This is a genomic window from Sphingomonas ginsenosidivorax (assembly GCF_007995065.1).
Lineage (GTDB): Bacteria > Pseudomonadota > Alphaproteobacteria > Sphingomonadales > Sphingomonadaceae > Sphingomonas > Sphingomonas ginsenosidivorax.
Genome location: NZ_VOQR01000001.1, coordinates 2065695 through 2087028 on the forward strand (window position 1 = coordinate 2065695; position 21334 = coordinate 2087028).

Consider the following 21334-nt stretch of genomic DNA (forward strand, 5'->3'; position numbering starts at 1 on the left):
GCCGTTTTTGCATCCCTGGCCGTCACTCCCCCCTTCCGTCATCCTGACGAACGTTAGGATCCAGAGCCCCAAACGATATCGCCCGAAACCCTGGATCCCGGGTCAAGCCCGGGATGACGGGGGCGGCGAATGGCACCACCTGGCCCCATCACCCCCCGTCATGCTGAACTCGTTTCAGCATCCACCCGTCCACAAGCGTCAGCACCTGAGGCGAGATGGACCCTGAAACGAGTTCAGGGTGACGGTGGATTAAGCGCGAGCGCCCGGGCCCGCCTCACCCGTCAGAAAGCCGGATCAACGCCCGCGAACCCGTCACGCATACAGGTCCACCACCTCAGCCCCCGCCCCCACCGCGCGCAGCAACAACGTCCGGTGGCAATGGCACGGGTCCCGCTCGTAACACAGCAGCGCACTCGGCATCTCCGCCGCCAGCCCCAGCATGATCGCCGCCTGTCCTTGCGCCTCGGGCAGCTCAAGCTGCTCGTCATACACCGCGGTCAGCGTCGCCACGTCGCCCTTCTTCGCCGCATTGCGCCCGCGCTTGGGGGTCCCCAGCGCCTTCAGATGCACATAGCCGATCCCCGCCTCGCCCAGCGACGCCGCCAGCGACGTCTTCGAGAACCCCGGCCGCCGCGACAGCGGCAGCGCACGCACGTCGATCACCCGCTTCACCCCCGCCCGCGTCAGCGCCGCGAGGAAGTCGGTCATCGTCGTGGCTTCATAGCCGATCGTATAAATCTTCATGCCCGCGAAGTGGGATTGCACCGCTGACAGGACAAGCGCGCACGCCTATCTGGGGCGCATGACCCACGACATCCACATCATCGGCGGCGGGCTCGCCGGATCCGAAGCCGCCTGGCAGCTGGCCGAGGCCGGCGTCAAAGTCCGCCTCTCCGAAATGCGCGGCTCGGGCGAAGGCACCGCGGCGCACCAGACCGACGGCCTCGCCGAACTCGTCTGCTCGAACAGTTTTCGCTCCGACGACGCCGAGAGCAACGCGGTCGGGCTGCTCCACCAGGAGATGCGGACGCTCGGCTCGCTGATCATGCGCCAGGCCGATCTCCACCGCGTCCCCGCAGGCTCCGCACTCGCGGTCGACCGCGACAATTTCTCGGCGAGCGTGACGCAGGCGATCGCCGACCACCCCAACATCACGCTGGTCCGCGAACGCGTCGATGCGCTGCCCGACGGCCCCGCGATCATCGCCACCGGCCCCCTCACCGCGCCCGCGCTTGCCGAGGGTATCGGCGCGGCGACCGGCAAGGAGGCGCTCGCCTTCTTCGATGCGCTCGCGCCGATCGTCCACCGCGACTCGATCGACATGGACATCGCCTGGTTCGCCAGCCGCTGGGACAAGGGCGAGACCAAGGACTACATCAACTGCCCGATGACGAAGGACGAGTATCTCGCCTTCCACACCGGGCTGGTCGAGGGCGAGAAGACCCCGTTCAAGGACTGGGAGAAGGACACGCCCTATTTCGACGGCTGTATGCCGATCGAGGTGATGGCCGAACGCGGGCTCGACACGTTGCGCTTCGGGCCGATGAAGCCCGTCGGCCTCGACGACCCCAAGACCGGTCGCTGGCCGCATGCCGTCGTCCAGCTCCGCCAGGACAACGCGCAAGGGTCGCTGTGGAACATCGTCGGCTTCCAGACCAAGCTGAAGCACGCCGAACAGGTCCGCCTGTTCCGCACCATCCCCGGGCTGCAGAACGCCGAGTTCGCGCGGCTGGGCGGTCTTCACCGCAACACCTTCATCCGCTCGCCCGACCTGCTCGACGAGACGCTGCGGCTGAAGTCGCGCCCGAACATCCGCTTCGCCGGCCAGATCACCGGCTGCGAGGGGTATATCGAAAGCGCCTCGATCGGCCTGATGGCGGGCAAGTTCGCCGCCGCCGAGCTGAAGGGCGAGACGCTCGCCCCGCTCCCCTACGCGACTGCTTTGGGCGCGCTGCTCGCCCACATAACGGGCGCGGCGGAGTCCGAGACCTACCAGCCGATGAACGTCAATTTCGGCCTGTTCCCGCCGATCCCCGGCCGGACCAAGAAGACCGACCGCAAGCGGATGTACACCGACCGCGGCCGCACGGCGCTCGCCGAATGGCTCAACTCTCCTCGGGCGCCTGAGCCGGCGGACACTTCGCCCGAACCTGCGGCTTTCGCGTAACCGCGGTCGTCGCGAATTCGGCCGGCGTCATCGCGCCGGTCGAGTCCGTGTCGGCACCCGCGAACTTGGTGGTCGCCTTCACCGCCCATTCGTCGAACGACAGCTGCCCGTCCTGGTCGACGTCGAGCTTCGCATAGGCCTTCCGCCGCGCCGCGAGATATTCCTCGCGCGTCACCTTGCCGTCGCGATCCTTGTCAAAGCGATCGAACCGCTTCTGCTCGCGCGATCGCTCGGTCGCCTCGGGCGCCATGGCGGGTAGCGGATCGGCCGACGCGGCGGCGCCCCGCAGCGCCTTCGGCTGGGGCAGCAGCACCGCGTCGGGCCTCGCGCTGCTCCCCGCGAGCAACCACCCCGCTGCGACAATTGCCAACGTCGCCGTGCCGCCCGCCAGATACCGCCACATGACCGATCCCCCGCTATGTCGGCAGGCTATCACCGCACCAGCCGGCGACTAGCGCCCCGTCAGCCGATGGATCAGGATCCGGCCAATCCTTTTGGGGCTTGCTGTCGCCCCGCCCCGCAGGTCGGCGCGTGCCAGCAGCGCCAGCGCACCCAGCGCGCGCAGCCGGCGTGGCCACGCCCCGACCAGCGCCGCGTCGAGCCGCGCGAGCGCCTGCTGCCGGATCGCATCGGCCAGCACCGGGTCGCTGATCCGCTGCGCAAGGTCGGCCAGCGCCCACCCCTGCCCCGCCCGGCCGATCCGGGGATCATCCGCGCCGCACATCGTCGCCATCGCCGCGAACAGCCCCCCGCCGCGCTTGGCCGCGAACAGGTCGACCGCCGCCTTGTCGAGCTCGGGCTCCAGCAGGACCTCCCATCCGTCGATCATCCCCGCCAGCGCCGCACCGCGCACGCCCGGCACGACCGCCGCCGCCAAGCCCTGCAGGACCGGCTCAGCCGGCGGCGGCGCGCCGTCGAGCAGGGTCAGCGCCTCATGCCACCACGTCAGCCGCATCTGCCCGACGATCGGCTCGCGCGTGGTGCGCAGGATCGCGCCGAGCGTATCGTCGAGCGCGAGCAGCGCCGCCACCGCTTCGCGTGCCGCGGCAGGCGCATAACCGATAGCCAGCGCGCGCTGCGCGCCGCGCGCATCGGCCGGAAAGGGAGCATCGCTATTAACCATGTTACTTCAACGGACCTTATCGCGCCGTGGAGCATGCCGCTCCGCATATGGCGGGATCGGGCATGATACGGGTTTGCGATAACACTCAAGCGTCTTCTCTCATGAGACGGCTGGTGCGCAGTCAGAGCGGTAACACGCTGGCGATGATGGCTGCGTTTTTGATCCCGCTCACCGCCCTGGTGGGGTCGGCGGTCGATACCGGTCGGCTGTATCTCGTCAAGGTCCGACTGCAGCAGGCCTGCGATGCCGGCGCCCTGGCCGGCCGCAAGTTCATGGTCGATAACGACGTGGCGACGCTCGACTCCAATGCGGTCAGCCAGGCCAAGATCTTCTTCGCGCAGAACTTCCCGAGCGGCGTCGTCGGCACCGAACCCTATTCCGCGACGACCAACCCCTATCCCTTCGTTCCCGTGAAGACCGCCGACAAGCAGGTCGCGGCAACGGCATCCGCCGTCGTGCCGATGACGATCATGAGCATGTTCGGCAACGGGTCGAGGACGCTCACCGTGACGTGCGAGGCGCGCTACGATATCGCCGATACCGACATCGTGTTCGTGCTCGACACGACAGGCTCGATGGCCTGCAAGCCGGAACGCGGCGAGACCGATTGCGGTAACTACACGAACGGCCGAAGCTATACCTATACGCGTCCCGCCTCGCCGGGCGCGGTACCGGGTTATGCCGGAACCACAGGCTATGCCGTCTCCGAGGAAACCGCAGGCGGCGCGAACGTGTCGCGGATCCAGGCGGTCCGCACCGCGGTCGTCAACTTCTTCAACACGGTCGAGGCCAACGTCGATACCGCGACCCATGTGCGGTACGGCTTCGTGACCTACAGTTCGATGGTGAACGCCGGCAAGGCGATCATGGACGTATCGCCGAGCTACATGATCGGCGGATCGGGCAGCGCGAACTGGACGTATCAGTCGCGGTCTCTGATCGGTGACTACGCCGTCTCGGTCGGCGGCTGGACCGACATCTCCAGGACCAGATCGGAATGCGACGCGCTGACGAGCACGCGTTCGTTGCCGTCCGGTCGATACGACGGCAACAACCGGGCCACCATCACCGACTATCGCTGGAACAACGCGGTCAACCCCAGCAGGTGTCAGCAACGCGTGACCAACGTGGGGCCGCAGTGGCGGTATCAGCCGGTGTCCTATGACGTCAGCGGCTACGTGTCGGGCGCGAGCGTCACCGATCCGAGCCAGGTCGATGGCGCCATGACCCGGTGGTGGGGATGTATCGAGGAACGCGCGACCACGGCCGGCGCCAGCAGCTTCGACACCAACTCGCTGCCGCCCGATCTCGATCCGAGCCTGATCCCGTACAACGCCGATACGCGCTGGCGTCCCTACTGGCCCGATGTCGAGTATGATCGCCCGGATCCCGCCGTCTACTCGGTGACGAATGGCGACTCCGACGGCACCCCGAACTACGTAAACCCCAATCGGATGACGCTCGGCAAGAACAGCTGCGCGAAACCGATACAGCGATTGAAGGTAATGACAGCGTCGGACGTCAGTGCCTATGTCAACGCCGGCGATTTCAAGCCGCTGGGCGGCACCTACCACGATGTCGGAATGATCTGGGGCGTACGGCTGCTGTCCCCGTCGGGAATCTTTGGCGGAGATACGGGCGCCTGGCCGGGACGTCCGGCACCTACCCGCGTGATCGTGTTCCTGACCGATGGCGAGATGTCGCCGTCCGTCGACGCCTATGGCTTCTACGGCGTCGAACAGATGGACAAGCGCGTCACGGGTGGCGATTTGGCGAACCGCGAGACCTATCACAACGCGCGCTTCCTGGCCGAATGTACCAAGGCGAAATCGCTGGGAATGCAGGTCTGGACGATCGCGATCGCGCCTGCGGCGAACGATCAGCTGACAAGCTGTGCCAGCAGTTCGTCGCAAGCGCTGTTCACCACGTCCGGCACCGAACTCAACAGCCAGTTCCAGCGGATTGCCCAGCAGGTCGCCCTGTTGCGGGTGTCGAAGTGACATCGCGGGTCCGCGCGGTGCCTGCGCTCCTGAGCGACGTCCGCGGGACGACGATCCTGGAGTTCGCGATCATCGCGCCCGTCATGTGCATGATGATGATGGGCCTGAGCGACCTCGCGTACCAAGTGTACGCCCGCGAGATCCTGTCCGGATCGATCCAGAAGGCGGCACGCGACGCTGCCATCCAGGGCGGAGCGCAGCAGACGGCGCAGATCGATGCCCGGGTCGCGACCACGATGAGCGACATCATGACCACGCCGACCGCGTCCTGCGCTGCGACCCCGGCGGCCGGCACCTACTGCGCAACGCGCGCAAGCTATGCGATGTTCGCATCCGCCGGCCCGGAACCGTTCAACGACGACAACGGCAACAACCAGCGCGACGCGACCGAATGCTATCAGGACATGAACAACAACGGCAGCTGGGATGCTGTGGCCGGTACCGGCACCAGCGGCCAGGGCGGGGCCAGCGACGTGACGCTGTACACGATCACCGTCACGTACGCGCGACTGTTCCCGATGACCGGACTCCTCGGGTGGAGTTCCAATGCGACGATCAGCGCGCAAACGCTGCTGAAGAACCAGCCCTACGCGTCTCGAACAGAACCGGCGGTCACCACGCGATGCACATGAGCCGTCTTTCGATCCTCACGCGGCTGCGCGGCGACCGCAGCGGGCTCGCCTTGCTCGAATTCGCGCTCAGCGCGCCGATCGTGCTCACGCTCGGCCTCTGCGGAATCGAAGTCGGCAACGAAGCGCTCGTCCACATGAAGCTCAGCCAGATCGCGCTGAACCTCGCCGACAACGCCTCGCGCGTCGGCTCGCTCAGCTCGACGAACATCGAGACGATGCGGGAAGGCGACATCAACGACGTGTTGCAGGCAGCACGGCTGCAGGGCGCCGCGATCAACCTCACGACCAACGGCCGCGTGATCGTCTCCAGCCTGGAGAACGTCAGGCAAAGCTACGACACGGCGGCGGTCCAGCGCATTCACTGGCAACGCTGCATCGGGAAGAAGAGCGGGACGGGCTATGAGTCGAGCTACGGGACGACGCGTTCAACCGACGGAACGAGTGACAACGTCGCCGATGCCGGCACGCTGACTACCAGTGGTATGGGCGACGCGGGCGCGCAGGTAAGCGCCCCGGTCGCCTCCGGCCTCATGTTCGTCGAGATCAACTATCTGTACCAGCCACTGGTCATGAACTGGGTGATCTCACCCATCCGCATGCACTATACCGCGTCGCTGATCGTCCGGAACAACCGGGACTTCAAGCAGATCTACAACCCGCTGAACTCAGCGACCAGATCCACCTGCAACCTCTACAAGGTATAGCAGGCCGCGGTCCCCCGCGGCCTGCTGAAACCCTTACCCCTTGTACGTCACCTTCTTCACGGCCTTCACGACCTTCGCCACGTCGACCAGCGCGAGCTTCTCGAGGTTCGCCGCATACGGCAACGGCACGTCCTCGTTGGCGACGCGCAGCACCGGTGCGTCGAGGTCGTCGAAGCCGTGCTCCATCACCACCGAAACGATCTCCGACGCGATCGAGCAGGTCGCCCAGCCCTCTTCGACGACGACCATGCGGTTGGTCTTCTTGAGGCTTTTCAGCACCGTCTCGGTGTCGAGCGGACGCAGCGTGCGCAGGTCGATGACCTCCGCCTCGATGCCGTCCTTCGCCAGCTGCTCGGCGGCTTCGAGGCTGATGCCGACGCCGATCGAATAGCTGACCAGCGTGACGTCCTTGCCCTCGCGCATGATCCGCGCCTTGCCGATCGGCAGGACATGGTCGTCGAGCTTGGGCACGTCGAAGCTGCGGCCGTACATCAGCTCGTTCTCGAGGAACACGACCGGATCCTCGGTGCGGATCGCCGCCTTGAGCAGGCCCTTCGCATCGGCCGCGTCATACGGCGCGATCACGATCAGGCCGGGGACGCTGGCGTACCACGGCGCATAGTTCTGCGAATGCTGCGCACCGACGCGGCTCGCCGCACCGTTGGGGCCGCGGAACACCATCGGGCAGCGCATCTGGCCGCCCGACATGTAGTTGGTCTTGGCGGCCGAGTTGATGATGTGATCGATCGCCTGCATCGCGAAGTTGAACGTCATGAACTCGACGATCGGACGCAGCCCGCCCATCGCCGCGCCCGTACCGATACCGGCAAAGCCATATTCGGTGATCGGCGTGTCGATGACGCGCTTGTCGCCGAACTCCTCGAGCAGCCCTTGCGTGACCTTGTACGCGCCCTGGTACTGCGCGACTTCCTCGCCCATCACGAAGACGCGCGGATCGGCGCGCATTTCTTCCGCCATCGCGTCGCGCAGCGCCTCGCGGACGGTCGTCTTGACCATCTCGGTGCCCTCGGGGATCGCGGGATCGGTCTTGCCGGTCTTCTCGGCGGAGGCGACGAGCTGCTGCGTGCCGCTCTCGGCCTTGGCGGGCGACGCGCCCTCGGGCACCGGCGGCGCGTTGCCGTCGCTCGGGGTTTCCTTGGGCGCGGCGTTGGCGGCCTCGCCCGCGACGGCGTCCTTCGGCTTGGCGTCGCTCGCGCTCTCGCCGTCCTCGAGGATCGTCGCGATGACGGTGCCGACCTTCACGTTGTCGGTACCCTCGGCAACCGCGATCGAGCCGATCGTGCCCTCGTCGATCGCCTCGAACTCCATCGTCGCCTTGTCGGTCTCGATCTCGGCGAGGATGTCGCCCGACTTGACGCTGTCGCCTTCCTTGACGAGCCACTTGGCGAGCGTGCCCTCTTCCATCGTCGGGGAGAGCGCGGGCATCTTGATCTCGATCGCCATCAGTACTTCTCCACCAGGACGTCGGTATAGAGTTCGGACGGATCCGGCTCGGGCGTCTGTTCGGCGAAATCGGCGGCTTCGTTCACGGTCTTCCTGATCTCTTGCTCGATGGTTTTCAGGTCCGCCTCGGACACGCCCTGCGCGTCGAGCAGCTTCTTGACGTGGTCGATCGGGTCGGACTTGTCGCGCACCGCCTGGACCTCGTCACGGCTGCGATACTTGGCGGGGTCGGACATCGAATGGCCGCGATAGCGATAGGTCTTCATCTCGAGGATGATCGGACCCTTGCCCGCGCGGACCCAGGCGAGCGCCTCCTCGGCGGCACCGCGGCACGCCAGCACGTCCATGCCGTCGACCTGGATGCCGGGAATGCGGAACGATTCGCCGCGGCGGAACAGCTGGTCCTCCGACGACGAGCGGTTGACGCTGGTGCCCATCGCATAGCCGTTGTTCTCGATCACGTAGATGATCGGCAGCTTCCAAAGCTCGGCCATGTTGAAGCTCTCGTACACCTGGCCCTGGTTCGCGGCGCCGTCGCCGAAATAGGCCATGGCGACGCCGCCATCCTCGTTATACTTGTGCGCGAAGGCGAGACCGGTGCCGAGCGACACCTGCGCGCCGACGATGCCGTGGCCGCCGTAGAACTTCTTCTCGGTCGAGAACATGTGCATCGAGCCGCCCTTGCCGCGGCTGATGCCTTCGCCGCGCCCGGTCAGCTCGGCCATGATCACCTTGGGGTCGATCCCGTAGGCGAGCATGTGGCCGTGATCGCGGTAGCCCGTGATCACCGAGTCCTTCTCGCCGTCGAGCCCCGACTGCAGCCCGACCGCGACCGCTTCCTGGCCGATGTAGAGGTGGCAGAAACCGCCGATCAGCCCGAGCCCGTAGAGCTGGCCCGCCTTTTCCTCGAACCGGCGGATCAGCAGCATCTGCTTGTAGAAGTCGAGCAGCTCTTCCTTGGTCGCTTCGTACGGCGTCGGTTCCGCGGGACGTTCGCGGTTGGAGATCGGGGGCTCGGCGATTGCGCGAACCTGCTGGGCAGCGGGGGGGGCTTTGGCCACGATGTGGGAAACCTCGTTTTCCGTAGGGGAGTTGCAGCGCCTATAGGCGCGGTCGGACCCGAACATCAATTCCCGTTGCCGCAATGATGCCGGACCGACGGCCTACCCCCGCACGATTTCGTTCGGGATAGCCCTGTCTTACCCGTATCAAGCACATCCCGGTTGCCCTGCGCTCCCTCGGCCGCCTAAAGCCGCCGGCGATGGACACCCCGCCGCATCCGTTCCGGATCGCCAACTTCCGCGCCTATTGGGCGGCCCGCCTGATGATGACGCTGGCGCAGAACGGCATGATCATCGTGATCGGCTGGCAGACCTATACCATCGCGCGGACGACCATGACGCCCAGCGCCGCCGCCGCGCAGCTCGGGTTGATCGGCCTGCTCCAGTTCATCCCCCTGTTCGTGACGACGCCGATCACCGGCTGGGTCGCCGACCGGTTCGACCGTCGCTGGATCGCGCGAATCACCGTATCGCTGCAGATCGCGTGCGCGCTGACGCTGGCGCTGGTCACCTACGAGGGCAGCATGACGCTGCCGGTGCTGTTCGGCGTCGCGGTCGCGCTGGGGCTCGGCCGGGCATTCTCGGGCCCCGCCTTCGGTGCGCTCGCGCCCAATCTCGTGCCGCGCGAAGTCCTTCCGACCGCGATCGCGCTCAGCTCGATCTCGTGGCAGGCCGGTGCCATCGCCGGCCCCGCGATCGGCGGCTATGCCTATGCGATCGCCCCTTACGCCGCCTATGCGCTGGCGACGGCGTTGTTCGGGCTGGCCCTGGTCTGCCTGTTGCTCATCGGCCCCGTCCCGCGCAGCGTCCCCGTCGGCAAGGCGCACCCGCTGCGCCAGATCGCCGATGGCCTGACCTATGTCTTCCAGAACAAGCTGGTGCTGGGCGCGATCACGCTCGACCTGTTCGCGGTGTTCCTCGCGGGCACCAGCGCGCTGCTGCCGATCTACGCGCACGACATCCTCAAGGTCGGGCCTCGCGGCCTCAGCGAGCTCGCCGCCGCCCCTGCGGTCGGCGCGGCGGTGATCGCGGTGATCTTCTCGATCCGCCCGCTGAAGCACAATGTCGGTCCGCGCATGCTGATATCGGTGCTGATTTACGGCGCGGCCACGATCGCGTTCGGGTTGTCGACCTCGATGCCGCTCAGCCTTGTCGCGTTGACGGTCGCGGGTGCGGCCGACATGTTCTCGGTCTATATCCGCTCGTCGCTGATCCAGCTCTACACCCCCGACGACAAGCGCGGCCGCGTCGGCGCGGTGTCGCAGCTGACGATATCGGCGTCGAACGAGCTGGGCGAAGCCGAATCCGGCTTCCTCGCCGCAGGCCTCGGGCCGGTCGGCGCGGTGCTGGTCGGCGGGGGCGGCGCGATCGTCGTGACCTTGTTATGGACGTGGCTGTTCCCCAGTATCCGCAATGCGCGGACCTTCGATCCGCCCACGACGTTAATCGACCCCGTCAATAAACCGGAGACCGTGTCATGAAGGCCAATTCGATCCTGGAGACGATCGGCAATACGCCGCATGTCCGGTTGAACCGCCTGTTCCCCGATTCCGAGGTCTGGGTGAAATCAGAACGCTCGAACCCCGGCGGCTCGATCAAGGACCGTATTGCGGTCGCGATGATCGAGGCGGCGGAGAAGGACGGCCGCCTCCAGCCCGGCGGCACGATCATCGAGCCGACCAGCGGCAACACCGGCGTCGGCCTGGCGATGGTTGCCGCGGTCAAGGGCTACAAGCTGATCCTCGTCATGCCCGAGAGCATGAGCGTGGAGCGCCGCCGCCTGATGCTCGCTTATGGTGCGAGCTTCGACCTGACCCCGCGCGAGAAGGGCATGAAGGGCGCGATCGAGCGCGCGCTGGAACTCGTCGAACAGACCCCCGGCGCGTGGATGCCGCAGCAGTTCGAGAACGGCGCGAACATCGACGTCCATGTCCGCACCACCGCGCAGGAGATCCTCGCCGACTTCGCCGACGCACCGATCGACGTGCTGATCACCGGCGTCGGCACCGGCGGCCACATCACCGGCGTCGCCGAGACGCTGAAGAAGGTCTGGCCGAACCTCAAGGTCTTCGCGGTCGAACCCGCCGCCTCGCCGGTTATCGCCGGCGGCCAGCCGGGGCCGCACCCGATCCAGGGCATCGGCGCGGGCTTCATCCCGGGCAACCTCCACACCCAGTGCCTCGACGGCGTGATCGAGGTCGACGCCGCGGTCGCCAAGGACATGGCGCGCCGCTCGGCGACCGAGGAAGGCATGCTGGTCGGCATCAGCTCAGGCGCGACGCTCGCCGCGATTCTGCAGAAGCTGCCCGACCTGCCCGACGACGTCCGTGTGCTGGGCTTTAACTACGACACCGGCGAGCGCTATCTGTCGGTTCCGGACTTCCTGCCCGAACAGTGACAGACTCCCTATCGGCGCGCGGGATGACGATCCTGCGCGCAGGCCTGGCCGGCATCGCAGCACTCGCGATTGCCGGCCCGCTTCTCGTCATCGCCAATCCCCCCAGCATCGCGCCGCCGCCAAAGGTGGTGGTGCCGCGCGCGCGCGTCGTGCCGAAAGCCGAGCTGCCGCCGGTCGAACCCGTGCGCTTCGTCGCGCTGGCCCCGCAGGACGCCCGTGCGTTCAACGCGACCGTGCCGTTCTCGACCGATCCCAATCCCGCCGCGCGGCCTTTCACCTTTGCCGGCGCGCCCGACGACCTCGCTCGCGCGACCGACTGCCTCGCGGCGGCCGTCCTGTACGAGGCCGGCGACGACGCGGTCGGCGAACAGGCGGTCGCGCAGGTCGTCCTCAACCGGCTGCGCCACCCCGCCTTCCCCAAGACGGTGTGCGGCGTCGTGTTCGAAGGCTCCGACCGCACCACCGGCTGCCAGTTCACCTTCGCCTGCGACGGCGCGCTGGTCCGCCGGCCCTCCGAACCCGGCTGGAAGCGCGCGCGCGAGATCGCAACGGCGGCGCTGGCCGGATCGGTCTACAAGCCGGTCGGCTACGCGACGCATTACCATACCGACTGGGTCGTGCCCTATTGGCAGTCGAGCCTCGACAAGGTCGCGGCGGTCCACACGCACCTGTTCTTCCGCTGGACGGGATGGTGGGGCACGCCTGCCGCGTTCAATCGCCATGTGCTGAGCGGCGAGCCCGCGATCGCCAAGCTCGCCGGGCTGTCCGACGCGCACGGCATGGGCACCGCGCTCGCCGTCAGCGCGGACGGCGAAGCGATGATCGCCGGGCTCACGCTCAACGCCCGCGGCCTCGCACCGCTGCCGTCGGACCCGAACAGCTTCCTGACCTCGCTCGATCCGCGGCAGGCCGACGGGTTTGCCGCGCTGGCGCTGAGGGCGTGCGGCGACCGTCCGCGTTGCAAGGTCATGGGCTGGACCGATCCCGGCGACATGGGCTTCCGCCTCCCGCTCACCGACGAGCAGATCGCCGCGCTCTCGTTCAGCTATCTGCGCGACCGCGCCGCCGGCTATGAGCGAACGCTGTGGAACTGCACCGAGTTCAAGCCCGTCGCCGGGCGCCAGTGCATGAAGCGACAGCTGATGCGCGCGACCGCCGCGCAACCGTTGCCGCCGTCGCTGCCGGACGCGGACGAGGCCCCCGCCCCGCCCGTCGCCGAGCTCGAAGGGGTCCGGCGCAAACCGCCCCAGGCCACGCCCGGCGCAGCGCCCGCAGCGGCAGTTTCGACCGGCAGCTAGGCCCCGCAAAAAACCTTCTCGCACACCCGCCAGTCCCTGTATCGAATTGGCGGTTCGCGCGTTACACTCCCGACCATCCAGCCGTTCTCCCTCCGGGAGGCGGCGATCGGCATGCAGGCAACGCGAATACGCGCGCCAGCGCCAGCACATGAGGACGATAGATATGCAAACTCCGGGCGACACGGCGATTTCCAGGCGCGGCATCTTGGCGGGCGGTGCCGTAACCGCCGCGCTGACCACCGTGCCGTTCGCGGAGGCCGAGGCACAAGGCACCCCGCGCGCCGAGGACAAGCCGGTGACGATGAAGGTCTCGCTGAAGATCAACGGCACGAACCGCACGCTCGACGTCGACACGCGCACGACCCTGCTCGACGCGCTGCGCGAGAACCTGCACCTGACCGGCACCAAGAAGGGCTGCGACCACGGCCAGTGCGGCGCCTGCACCGTGATGGTCGACGGCAAGCGGATCAATTCCTGCCTCAGCCTCGCGGTGATGCACGAAGGCGATGCGGTCACGACGATCGAGGGCCTCGGCACACCGGAGAAGCTGCATCCGATGCAGGCGGCGTTCGTCAAGCATGACGGCTATCAGTGCGGCTATTGCACGCCGGGCCAGATCTGCTCGGCGGTCGCGGTGCTTGCCGAGATCAAGGCCGGTGTCCCCAGCCATGCGAGCGCGAGCCTGACCGGTGGGTTCGAGGCGAGCAACGCCGAGATGCGCGAGCGGATGAGCGGCAACATCTGCCGCTGCGGCGCCTATTCCAACATTCTCGAAGCGATGGCGGACGTCGCGGGAGCCAAGGCATGAAGCCCTTTACCTACGAGCGCGCCAAGACCCCGGCGGATGCCGCCAAGGCCGTGGCCGCGCGACCGAACGCGAAGTTCATCGCGGGCGGCACCAACCTTCTCGACCTGATGAAGCTGGAGATCGAGGCCCCGGCGCATCTGGTCGACGTCCAGGACCTGAAGCTCGACCGCATCGAGCCCACCCAGGACGGCGGCCTGCGCGTCGGCGCGTTCGTGACGAACACGACGCTCGCGGCCGACGAGCGCGTCCGCCGCGATTACGGCGTGCTCAGCCGCGCGATCGTCGCGGGTGCCAGCGGCCAGCTGCGCAACAAGGCGACGACCGCAGGCAACCTGCTGCAGCGTACGCGCTGCCCTTATTTCTACGACACCAACCAGGCGTGCAACAAGCGCAAGCCCGGGTCGGGCTGTGCCGCGATCGGTGGCTATAGCCGCCAGCTCGGCATCGTCGGGACCAGCGATGCCTGCATCGCCACCTATCCCGGCGACATGGCCGTCGCGATGCGCGTGCTCGACGCGAGCGTCGAGACGATCGATCCGCGTGGCCAGACCCGCACGATCCCGGTCGCCGACTTCCACCGTCTCTGGGGCAACACCCCGCATATCGAGACCGCGCTGGCGCCGGGCGAGCTGATCACCGCGGTCACGCTGCCCAAGCCGATCGGTGGCACGCACATCTACCACAAGGTCCGCGACCGCGCGTCCTATGCCTATGCGCTCGTCTCGGTCGCGGCCGTGATCCAGCGTGACGGCAGCGGTCGCGTCGCGGTCGGCGGCATCGCGCCCAAGCCTTGGCGCATGGCGGCGGCGGAAGCGCAGCTGCCGCGCGGCGCCAAGGCGGTCAGCGCGACGCTGCTCGCCGGTGCCAAGCCCACGAATGACAACGCCTTCAAGCTCCCGCTGGTCGAGCGCACGCTCGCCGCGGTGATGGCCGAAGCGCAGACGGTAAAGGGGGCCTGATCCCATGAAGTTCGACACACCCGCGACGACCAACCCGATCGACCAGCTGAAGGTCGTCGGCAAACCGCACGATCGCATCGACGGCAAGTACAAGACCACCGGTACCGCGGACTATGCCTATGAGCATCACGAAGCCGTGCCCAACCAAGCCTATGGCTATGTCGTCGGGTCGGCGATCGCCTCGGGTCGCATCTCGCGTATCGACCTGAGCGCCGCCAAGGCAGCACCGGGCGTGCTGACGATCGTCACCGCGGACAATGCCGGCACGCTGACCAAGGGTGATTTCAACACCGCCAAACTGCTGGGTGGTCCCGAGATCCAGCATTACCACCAGGCGGTCGCCCTCGTCGTCGCAGAGACGTTCGAACAGGCGCGGGCCGCGGCCTCGCTGGTCCGTATCGACTATGCGCGCGGCAAGGGTCGTTTCGACCTCGCCACCGAGCTCAAGACCGCCCCGCTCAAGGCCGATGGCAAGGACAAGCCGCCGGTCGACCGCGTCGGCGACTTCGAGGGCGCATTCGCCAAGGCGGCGGTGACGATCGACCAGCGGTACACCACGCCCGATCACAGTCACGCGATGATGGAGCCGCACGCCACGATGGCGGCGTGGGACGGCGACAAGGTTACCTTATGGACGTCGAACCAGATGATCGCCTGGGGCAAGGGCGACGTCGCCAAGACGCTCGGCATCCCCAAGGAGAATGTCCGCCTGATCGCGCCCTATATCGGCGGTGGTTTCGGCGGGAAGCTGTTCGTCCGCGCCGACGCGATCCTCGCGGCGCTCGGTGCGAAGGCGGCAGGCCGTCCGGTCAAGGTCGCGCTGACCCGGCCGATGATGTTCAACAACACCACCCACCGTCCCGCGACGATGCAGCGCATCCGGATCGGTGCCGACAAGTCGGGCAAGATCACCGCGATCGCGCACGAGAGCGGCTCGGGCGATCTGCCCGGCGGCGGTCCCGAGACCGCAGTGTCGCAGACCCGGCTGATGTACGCGGGTGCCAATCGCCTGACGTCGATGCGCCTCGCGGTACTCGACCTGCCCGAGGGCAATGCGATGCGCGCGCCCGGCGAGGCACCGGGCCTGATGGCGCTCGAGATCGCGATGGACGAGATGGCCGAGAAGCTGAACATGGACCCGGTCCAGTTCCGCATCGTCAACGACACGCAGGTCGATCCCGAAAAGCCCGAGCGACGCTATTCGCACCGCCAGTTCGTCCAGTGCCTCGAACAGGGGGCAGCGAAGTTCGGCTGGGACAAGCGCACGGCGAAGCCCGCGCAGGTCCGCGACGGCCGCTGGCTGGTCGGCGTCGGCATGGCGGCGGGGTTCCGCAACAACATGCTGATGAAGTCGGCCGCTCGCGTCGGCATCGACAAGAAGGGCATGGTCACCGTCGCCACCGACATGACCGACATCGGCACTGGCACCTACACGATCATCGCGCAGACTGCCGCGGAGACGATGGGCGTCGACATGGACAAGGTCATCGTCCTGCTCGGCGATTCGAGCTTCCCGGCGTCGGCCGGCTCGGGCGGCCAGTGGGGCGCGAACAACTCGACCGCGGGCGTCTATGCCGCGTGCATGAAGCTGCGTGAGGCGATCGCGCTGAAGGCGGGGTTCAACTCGGCCGACGTGCAGTTCGCCGATGGCAAGGTCCGCTCGGGCAACCGGTCGATCTCGCTCGCCGAAGCCGCGGGTGACGCCGGTCTCTCGGCCGAGGACGCGATCGAATATGGCGACCTCGACAAGAAGTTCCAGCAGTCGACCTTTGCCGGGCACTTCGTCGAGGTCGGCGTGGATGCCTATACCGGCGTGGTCCGCATCCGCCGGATGCTCGCGGTCTGCGCCGCGGGTCGTATCCTCAACCCGAAATCAGCGCGCAGCCAGGTGATCGGCGCGATGACCATGGGTGCAGGCGCGGCGCTGATGGAGGAACTCGCGGTCGACAAGCGGTTCGGCTTCTTCGTCAACCACGACCTCGCCGGCTACGAAGTGCCGGTCCACGCGGACATTCCGCACCAGGAGGTCGTGTTCCTCGACGAGGTCGACGAATATTCCTCGCCCATGAAGGCCAAGGGCGTCGGCGAACTGGGCCTGTGCGGCGTCGGCGCGGCGATCGCCAACGCGATCTACAACGCCACCGGCGTCCGCGTCCGCGACTATCCGATCACGCTCGACAAGCATTTGGCCAAGCTGCCCGCAGTCGCGTGATCGCGACTGGCTGAGGGTCGCCTACCCTCCGTCATGCCGGACTTGGTCCGGCATCCATCGTGCCGCATACTCGAACGTTCGGGAATTGCGGTGCCATGGACCCCGGACCAAGTCCGGGGTGACGGAACGTGCGGGTCGATAGGCACTCCTAATCGACGATATTCAAACCCGCGTCCTGAACGGCGAAAAGTCCGTATCGCGGTCGAAGATTTCGACTCCTTCGCGCGCCTTGAGCCACCCAACCGCCACATAGGTTACCGGCGTCAGCAGCACCTCCCACCCGACCTTCAGCGCCCATTGCGTGAACAGCACCGTCACCACCAGCGACGGCGTCCACCCTTCGGCACCCCAGAAGGCGAGCGGATAGAAGATCAGGCTGTCGACCCCCTCGCCCAGCACGGTCGACCCGATCGTCCGCGACCAGAGATGCTTGCCCGCGGTCCACACTTTCATCCGCGCGAGCACGTACGAATTGACGAACTCGCCCGCCCAGAACGCGCAGACGCTCGCCGCCACGATCCGCGGCACCTGCCCGAAGATCGTCTCGTAGGCCGCCTGGTTGGTCCAGGTCGGCGCAGGCGGCAGCGCGACGACGATCCATGCCATGAACGCCATGAACACCACCGCCGCGAACCCCGCCCAGATCACGCGCCGCGCGCGGGCATAGCCGTAGACCTCGGTCAGCACGTCGCCGATCACGTAGCTGACCGGAAAGAACAGGATCCCCGCGCCGAACGGCCAGTCGCCGATCAGCGGCAGGTCGACCGTCGCGACCTTGCCCGCGCCGATCACGTTCGACAGCAGCAGGATCGTGACGAACGCCGCCATCACGAAGTCGTAATAGCGAAAGCGTTCGCCGGGCATCGCGGCCGGTACCGCGCGCGCCTTTGCATCCGTCGCCAGCAGCGTGTGATCGTCGTTCATGCGCGCGGTTATGATCACGGTTCCAAGGCTGCGCAATCCGCGCTAATCGGTCCCGGTGCGCGCCCGTAGCTCAGATGGATAGAGCAAGGAGCTTCTACCTCCTCGGTCGGGGGTTCGACTCCCTCCGGGCGCGCCAATCCCCCCGCGCGCGTTCCTGGCGCCGCTGCCACGGCCGATGACGTCGGCGCTTCGCCTGGCGGCGCAACTCTGGCGCCCCCCCTCCCGACTGCGACGCTGCCCCGTTGCCCAACCACGCAAACGCCTCTATGCGACAAGATATCATCACAAATCTGGGGGATGTTCGTTGCTGAGTTGGTCGTTGCGCCGGAGAATCAGACTATCGTTCGGCCCGGTGCCGGCCCGCCTCACGGGCGCCATCGGCGCTTTCGGCCTGATGGCGGGCAGCCCGGCCGGCGCGCAGGAGGCTAGCGAGCCCGCGGAGCGTGACGACATCGTCGTGCTCGGCACGCGCACCTCGCGCGACGCGACGCTGTCCTCCGACCGCGCGACCGAGTTGATGTCGCAGTCGAGCCGTTCGCTCGAACAGGACATCCTGCGCGCAGCGGGAACGTACCGGCTCAGCGATGCGCTCGAACTGGTCAGCGGCAGTAGCCAGCAGAACAACCGCGGCGGGTTCGCCGACAATTTCGCGATCCGCGGCTTCCTCAGCACCGCCGATGGCGGCGGAGAATATTACACCGACGGCTTCATCGCCAACCGCGGCAGCGCGCCTGCACGCGACCCCGCCACGATCGAGCGCATCGAGATCCTCAAGGGACCCGCGGGGGCGGTGTTCGGCGACATCGATCCGGCCGGCCGCGTCAACATGGTCAGCAAGACTCCGCGCTTCGCACCGCACGCCACCGCGTCGCTGCAATATGGCTCGTTCGACACCCGGCGTATCGAACTCGATGCGACGGGTCCGCTGACCGACACGCTCGCCGCCCGGATCGTGGTCGCGACCGAGGACAGCGACGGCTATCGCGACTTCGTGACGCTCAAGCGGCGCGTGGTCTCGCCCTCGCTGACCTTCCGCCCGTCCGATGCGGTGCAGCTGACCTATCTGGCGCAGCATATCGCCTATGACGCACCGTTCGATCGCGGCGTGGCGGCGATCGGCGGCGATCCGCTCGCACTGCCCGCGTCCCGTTTCCTCGGCGAGCCGGCGAACGGGGCGACGCGCGCCCGGGACACCCGGCACCAGCTGACCGGCGAGGCGAAGCTCTGGGGCTCGTGGTCGCTCGTCGGCGGCGTCGCCTATCGCACCGGATCGCTGCGCGGCTTCTCGGCGGATCAGTCGCGCCTCGTCGACCGCCAGACGCTGTGGCGGCAGCGCCGCGAACGCGGCTATGAGGTCGAGGACCTGTCGGCGCGGCTGGAACTGCGCGGCGAGATCGATGCGCTGGGCACGCATCGCCCGAGCATCGGCATCAAGGGCTATACGCTCGACTATCTCGAACTGCTCAACCGCCGGAACCCGACCGCGGCCAACCCCTATGCCACCAATCCGCTGAACCCCGTCTATGGCTCGACCCAGCCCCTGCCGCTGCTCGCCAACATCGACCAGCGGGAAACGCGGCGCGTACTGTCCCTGTATGCGCAGGATTCCTTGGCAGTGACCGATCGGCTCGACCTGGTCGGCGGCGTACGGTTCGATACCTATCGCCAGCAACTCGAGCGCAATCTCGTCGGCGCGACCACGGTTTCCAAGCGGAATCCCGTCAATTTCCGGCTGGGCGGGCGCTATGCGGTGACAGACGCGATCGCGGTCCACGCCAATTGGGGCGAATCCTTCCAGCTCAATTCGGGCAGCGGCGCCGGCGGCGTCGCCTTCGCGCCCGAACAGGGCCACGGGTTCGAACTCGGCGCGGCCGGACGCTGGCATGGCCTCGACATCGGCGTCACCTGGTTCGACATCCGCAAGCGCAACGTCCTGACCACCGACCCGACCGACGTCAATTTCCTCGCGCCGGTCGGGTCGCTGACCAGCCGCGGAATCGAGTTCGATGCGTCGTTGCGCCTCGCCGCGCGGTGGCAGGCGGTCGTGAACTATGCGTGGACCCGCGCGCGCAACGACGACGCGGCATTCGCGACCCCGCTGGCGCTCAACGTACCCGATCATTCGGGCACGGTCTTCGTCGTGCACAGCGTCGACATGGGGACGGGGCAGGACTGGCAGCTGAGCGGCGGCATCGCCTATGTCGGCAAGCGGTCCGGCGCGACCGACGCCAGCGGGCTCATCCTGCCCGACTATGTGAAGCTCAAGGCCGCGGCCGAGATTCCGCTGTCCGCGACGCTGTCGGTCCGCGCGGAAGCCGACAACCTGCTGAACGCGCGGTACGCGCAGAGCTCCTACAACGCGCTCTGGATCTATCCGGGCGCGCCGCGGACGGTGCGGGCCGCGCTGCGGGCGCACTTCTGATGGCGGGCGCCACCACCCCGCACACGCGACTGCAGAGCATCGACGCGCTGCGTGGGCTGGCGATGGTCCTGATGCTGCTCGACCATCTGCGCGAGACCTGGCTGGTGCTCGTCCCGATGCCCGATCCGGTCGATCCGCGCACCGTCCTCCCCGCAATGGCGGTCGCGCGCTTTGTCGCCAGCTTCTGCGCGCCGGTCTTCGTCGCGCTGACCGGGGTCGCGGCCTGTCTCTTCGGCGTCGGCCACACCCCGCGCGAAACCGCTTCGTTCCTCGTCAGGCGCGGGCTGCTCCTGATGGCGATCGATCTGCTCTATCTGTCGCCGCTCTACTGGGGCGTGGCGCCGCAGCCGACCTTCTGGCTTCAGGTCATCTGGTGCCTGGGCCTGTGCATGATCCTGCTCGCCGGGGCGATACGGCTGCCGCGGGGGGCGCGGATCGCGCTGGGGCTGGTGCTGGTCTGCGGCCACAACCTGCTCGACCCGATACGCTTGCAGCCGGGCGACGCGCTGTTCCCGGCCTGGGCGCTGCTGCACCAACGCGACGTGATCGCGCTGCCGTTCGGGTTCGTGGCCAAGACGACCTACCCGATCCTGCCCTGGATGGGCGTGATGCTGCTCGGCCATGCGATCGGCCCGTGGTTCGGACGCGATGTCGACCCCGTGGTGCGCCGCCGCCGGCTGGTCGGCCTGGGTGTCGGGATGATCGCGGCGTTCCTCGTGCTCCGCGCCTTCAACCTCTACGGCGACGCGCCCTGGAGCGTCGTCGACGGCAGCGCGTTGCGGACCGTGATCGGCTTCGTGTCGATGACCAAATATCCCCCCTCGCTGCTGTTCCTGCTGCCGACGCTCGGCGGCGGCGCACTGCTGCTCGCGCTGTTCGAGCGCCGCGGCCAGTCGCGCGCGATACGGGCGCTGGCCGTGTTCGGCGGGGCGCCGATGTTCTTCTACCTCCTCCACCTCACCGTGCTGCGCCTGCTCTATCACGGCGCGCTCGCCTGGTGGGGGCCGACCCACGGCACGGTCTTCATGGTGGGCGATTATGGCTGGGTGCTCGCCTGGTACGGCGCATTGATCCTGCCGCTGTACCTGCCGACCGCCTGGTTCTCGCGGTTGAAGCAGCGGCGGCGCGACATCGCCTGGCTCCGCTTCTTCTGAGCGACCGC

At 67.5% G+C, this 21334-nt stretch carries 18 protein-coding genes and 1 tRNA gene; 13 read left to right on the forward strand and 6 right to left on the reverse strand.

Features of this window, described 5'->3' with window-relative positions; all coding sequences use genetic code 11:
* Positions 1 to 312: 312 nt before the first annotated feature.
* A complete protein-coding gene (locus tag FSB78_RS09335) occupies positions 313 to 744 on the reverse strand; it encodes a DUF488 domain-containing protein (protein WP_147082115.1) in 432 nt (143 codons plus the stop codon).
* Between the two features lie 58 nt (positions 745 to 802).
* On the opposite strand from FSB78_RS09335, the gene trmFO reads away from it, so the two are divergent.
* A complete protein-coding gene (gene trmFO / locus FSB78_RS09340) occupies positions 803 to 2167 on the forward strand; it encodes a methylenetetrahydrofolate--tRNA-(uracil(54)-C(5))-methyltransferase (FADH(2)-oxidizing) TrmFO (RefSeq protein ID WP_147082117.1) in 1365 nt (454 codons plus the stop codon).
* Here trmFO and FSB78_RS09345 read toward each other — a convergent pair.
* A complete protein-coding gene (locus FSB78_RS09345) occupies positions 2106 to 2570 on the reverse strand; it encodes an EF-hand domain-containing protein (RefSeq protein ID WP_147082119.1) in 465 nt (154 codons plus the stop codon). The genes trmFO and FSB78_RS09345 overlap by 62 nt on opposite strands.
* Positions 2571 to 2618: 48 nt before the next feature.
* Positions 2619 to 3290: a squalene/phytoene synthase family protein gene (locus tag FSB78_RS09350; protein WP_147082121.1), complete on the reverse strand. Its 672-nt coding sequence runs from the start codon at positions 3288 to 3290 to the stop codon at positions 2619 to 2621.
* Between the two features lie 113 nt (positions 3291 to 3403).
* Between FSB78_RS09350 and FSB78_RS09355 the strand changes: the two genes are divergently transcribed.
* From FSB78_RS09355 to FSB78_RS09365, 3 genes are read left to right on the forward strand one after another with little or no spacing between them, the layout of a single operon-like run.
* Entirely contained in the window at positions 3404 to 5290 is a 1887-nt protein-coding gene (locus FSB78_RS09355; protein ID WP_242008150.1) for a pilus assembly protein TadG-related protein, read from the forward strand.
* 17 nt (positions 5291 to 5307) lie between these two features.
* Positions 5308 to 5922, forward strand: coding sequence for a TadE/TadG family type IV pilus assembly protein (locus FSB78_RS09360; protein ID WP_242008151.1), 615 nt, complete (start codon positions 5308 to 5310; stop codon positions 5920 to 5922).
* Positions 5919 to 6626, forward strand: coding sequence for a TadE/TadG family type IV pilus assembly protein (locus FSB78_RS09365; protein ID WP_242008152.1), 708 nt, complete (start codon positions 5919 to 5921; stop codon positions 6624 to 6626). The genes FSB78_RS09360 and FSB78_RS09365 overlap by 4 nt, the downstream gene beginning before the upstream one ends.
* A 33-nt stretch (positions 6627 to 6659) precedes the next feature.
* Here the strand turns inward: FSB78_RS09365 and FSB78_RS09370 are convergent, their stop codons facing one another.
* Together FSB78_RS09370 and pdhA are read right to left on the reverse strand one after the other, a co-directional pair.
* Positions 6660 to 8090, reverse strand: coding sequence for a pyruvate dehydrogenase complex E1 component subunit beta (locus tag FSB78_RS09370; RefSeq protein WP_147082127.1), 1431 nt, complete (start codon positions 8088 to 8090; stop codon positions 6660 to 6662).
* Complete coding sequence (gene pdhA / locus FSB78_RS09375) at positions 8090 to 9151, reverse strand: pyruvate dehydrogenase (acetyl-transferring) E1 component subunit alpha (RefSeq protein ID WP_199743151.1); 1062 nt, start codon at positions 9149 to 9151, stop codon at positions 8090 to 8092. The genes FSB78_RS09370 and pdhA overlap by 1 nt, the downstream gene beginning before the upstream one ends.
* Positions 9152 to 9351: 200 nt before the next feature.
* Between pdhA and FSB78_RS09380 the strand changes: the two genes are divergently transcribed.
* The 6 genes from FSB78_RS09380 (at position 9352) to paoC (ending at position 16826) form a co-directional block, all read left to right on the forward strand.
* On the forward strand, positions 9352 to 10632 hold the full coding sequence (locus FSB78_RS09380; RefSeq protein ID WP_147082129.1) for an MFS transporter: 1281 nt from the start codon (positions 9352 to 9354) through the stop codon (positions 10630 to 10632).
* Positions 10629 to 11549 (forward strand): cysteine synthase A, encoded by a 921-nt coding sequence (gene cysK / locus FSB78_RS09385; RefSeq protein ID WP_147082131.1) that lies wholly within the window; start codon positions 10629 to 10631, stop codon positions 11547 to 11549. Before FSB78_RS09380 ends, cysK begins: the two co-directional genes overlap by 4 nt.
* Positions 11550 to 11572: 23 nt before the next feature.
* A complete protein-coding gene (locus FSB78_RS09390; protein WP_147082133.1) occupies positions 11573 to 12847 on the forward strand; it encodes a cell wall hydrolase in 1275 nt (424 codons plus the stop codon).
* A 148-nt stretch (positions 12848 to 12995) separates the two neighbouring features.
* A complete protein-coding gene (gene paoA, locus FSB78_RS09395) occupies positions 12996 to 13655 on the forward strand; it encodes an aldehyde dehydrogenase iron-sulfur subunit PaoA (protein ID WP_242008153.1) in 660 nt (219 codons plus the stop codon).
* Positions 13652 to 14614, forward strand: coding sequence for an FAD binding domain-containing protein (locus FSB78_RS09400; protein WP_147082135.1), 963 nt, complete (start codon positions 13652 to 13654; stop codon positions 14612 to 14614). The genes paoA and FSB78_RS09400 overlap by 4 nt, the downstream gene beginning before the upstream one ends.
* A gap of 4 nt (positions 14615 to 14618) precedes the next feature.
* Positions 14619 to 16826, forward strand: a complete 2208-nt coding sequence (paoC, locus tag FSB78_RS09405; RefSeq protein WP_147082137.1) for an aldehyde oxidoreductase molybdenum-binding subunit PaoC — start codon at positions 14619 to 14621, stop codon at positions 16824 to 16826.
* Positions 16827 to 16988: 162 nt separating this feature from the next.
* Here paoC and FSB78_RS09410 read toward each other — a convergent pair whose 3' ends face one another.
* Positions 16989 to 17750 (reverse strand): queuosine precursor transporter, encoded by a 762-nt coding sequence (locus FSB78_RS09410; RefSeq protein ID WP_147082139.1) that lies wholly within the window; start codon positions 17748 to 17750, stop codon positions 16989 to 16991.
* A 59-nt stretch (positions 17751 to 17809) separates the two neighbouring features.
* Between FSB78_RS09410 and FSB78_RS09415 the strand changes: the two genes are divergently transcribed.
* The 3 genes from FSB78_RS09415 to FSB78_RS09425 all read left to right on the forward strand — a co-directional run bounded on the left by FSB78_RS09415 (position 17810) and on the right by FSB78_RS09425 (position 21326).
* Positions 17810 to 17886 (forward strand) — tRNA-Arg (locus FSB78_RS09415).
* A gap of 216 nt (positions 17887 to 18102) precedes the next feature.
* Positions 18103 to 20172, forward strand: a complete 2070-nt coding sequence (locus FSB78_RS09420; protein ID WP_242008155.1) for a TonB-dependent siderophore receptor — start codon at positions 18103 to 18105, stop codon at positions 20170 to 20172.
* Positions 20172 to 21326, forward strand: a complete 1155-nt coding sequence (locus FSB78_RS09425; RefSeq protein ID WP_147082141.1) for an acetyltransferase domain-containing protein — start codon at positions 20172 to 20174, stop codon at positions 21324 to 21326. Before FSB78_RS09420 ends, FSB78_RS09425 begins: the two co-directional genes overlap by 1 nt.
* Positions 21327 to 21334 lie beyond the last annotated feature (8 nt).

Coding starts and splice junctions, on each gene's coding strand:
- FSB78_RS09390 (WP_147082133.1), top strand. CDS start 11,573: ATGACGATCCTGCGCGCAGGCCTGGCCGGCATCGCAGCACTCGCGATT.
- FSB78_RS09345 (WP_147082119.1), bottom strand. CDS start 2,570: ATGTGGCGGTATCTGGCGGGCGGCACGGCGACGTTGGCAATTGTCGCA.
- trmFO (WP_147082117.1), top strand. CDS start 803: ATGACCCACGACATCCACATCATCGGCGGCGGGCTCGCCGGATCCGAA.
- FSB78_RS09410 (WP_147082139.1), bottom strand. CDS start 17,750: ATGAACGACGATCACACGCTGCTGGCGACGGATGCAAAGGCGCGCGCG.
- FSB78_RS09350 (WP_147082121.1), bottom strand. CDS start 3,290: ATGGTTAATAGCGATGCTCCCTTTCCGGCCGATGCGCGCGGCGCGCAG.
- FSB78_RS09335 (WP_147082115.1), bottom strand. CDS start 744: ATGAAGATTTATACGATCGGCTATGAAGCCACGACGATGACCGACTTC.
- FSB78_RS09370 (WP_147082127.1), bottom strand. CDS start 8,090: ATGGCGATCGAGATCAAGATGCCCGCGCTCTCCCCGACGATGGAAGAG.
- FSB78_RS09365 (WP_242008152.1), top strand. CDS start 5,919: ATGAGCCGTCTTTCGATCCTCACGCGGCTGCGCGGCGACCGCAGCGGG.
- FSB78_RS09380 (WP_147082129.1), top strand. CDS start 9,352: ATGGACACCCCGCCGCATCCGTTCCGGATCGCCAACTTCCGCGCCTAT.
- FSB78_RS09400 (WP_147082135.1), top strand. CDS start 13,652: ATGAAGCCCTTTACCTACGAGCGCGCCAAGACCCCGGCGGATGCCGCC.
- FSB78_RS09425 (WP_147082141.1), top strand. CDS start 20,172: ATGGCGGGCGCCACCACCCCGCACACGCGACTGCAGAGCATCGACGCG.
- paoC (WP_147082137.1), top strand. CDS start 14,619: ATGAAGTTCGACACACCCGCGACGACCAACCCGATCGACCAGCTGAAG.
- paoA (WP_242008153.1), top strand. CDS start 12,996: ATGAGGACGATAGATATGCAAACTCCGGGCGACACGGCGATTTCCAGG.
- cysK (WP_147082131.1), top strand. CDS start 10,629: ATGAAGGCCAATTCGATCCTGGAGACGATCGGCAATACGCCGCATGTC.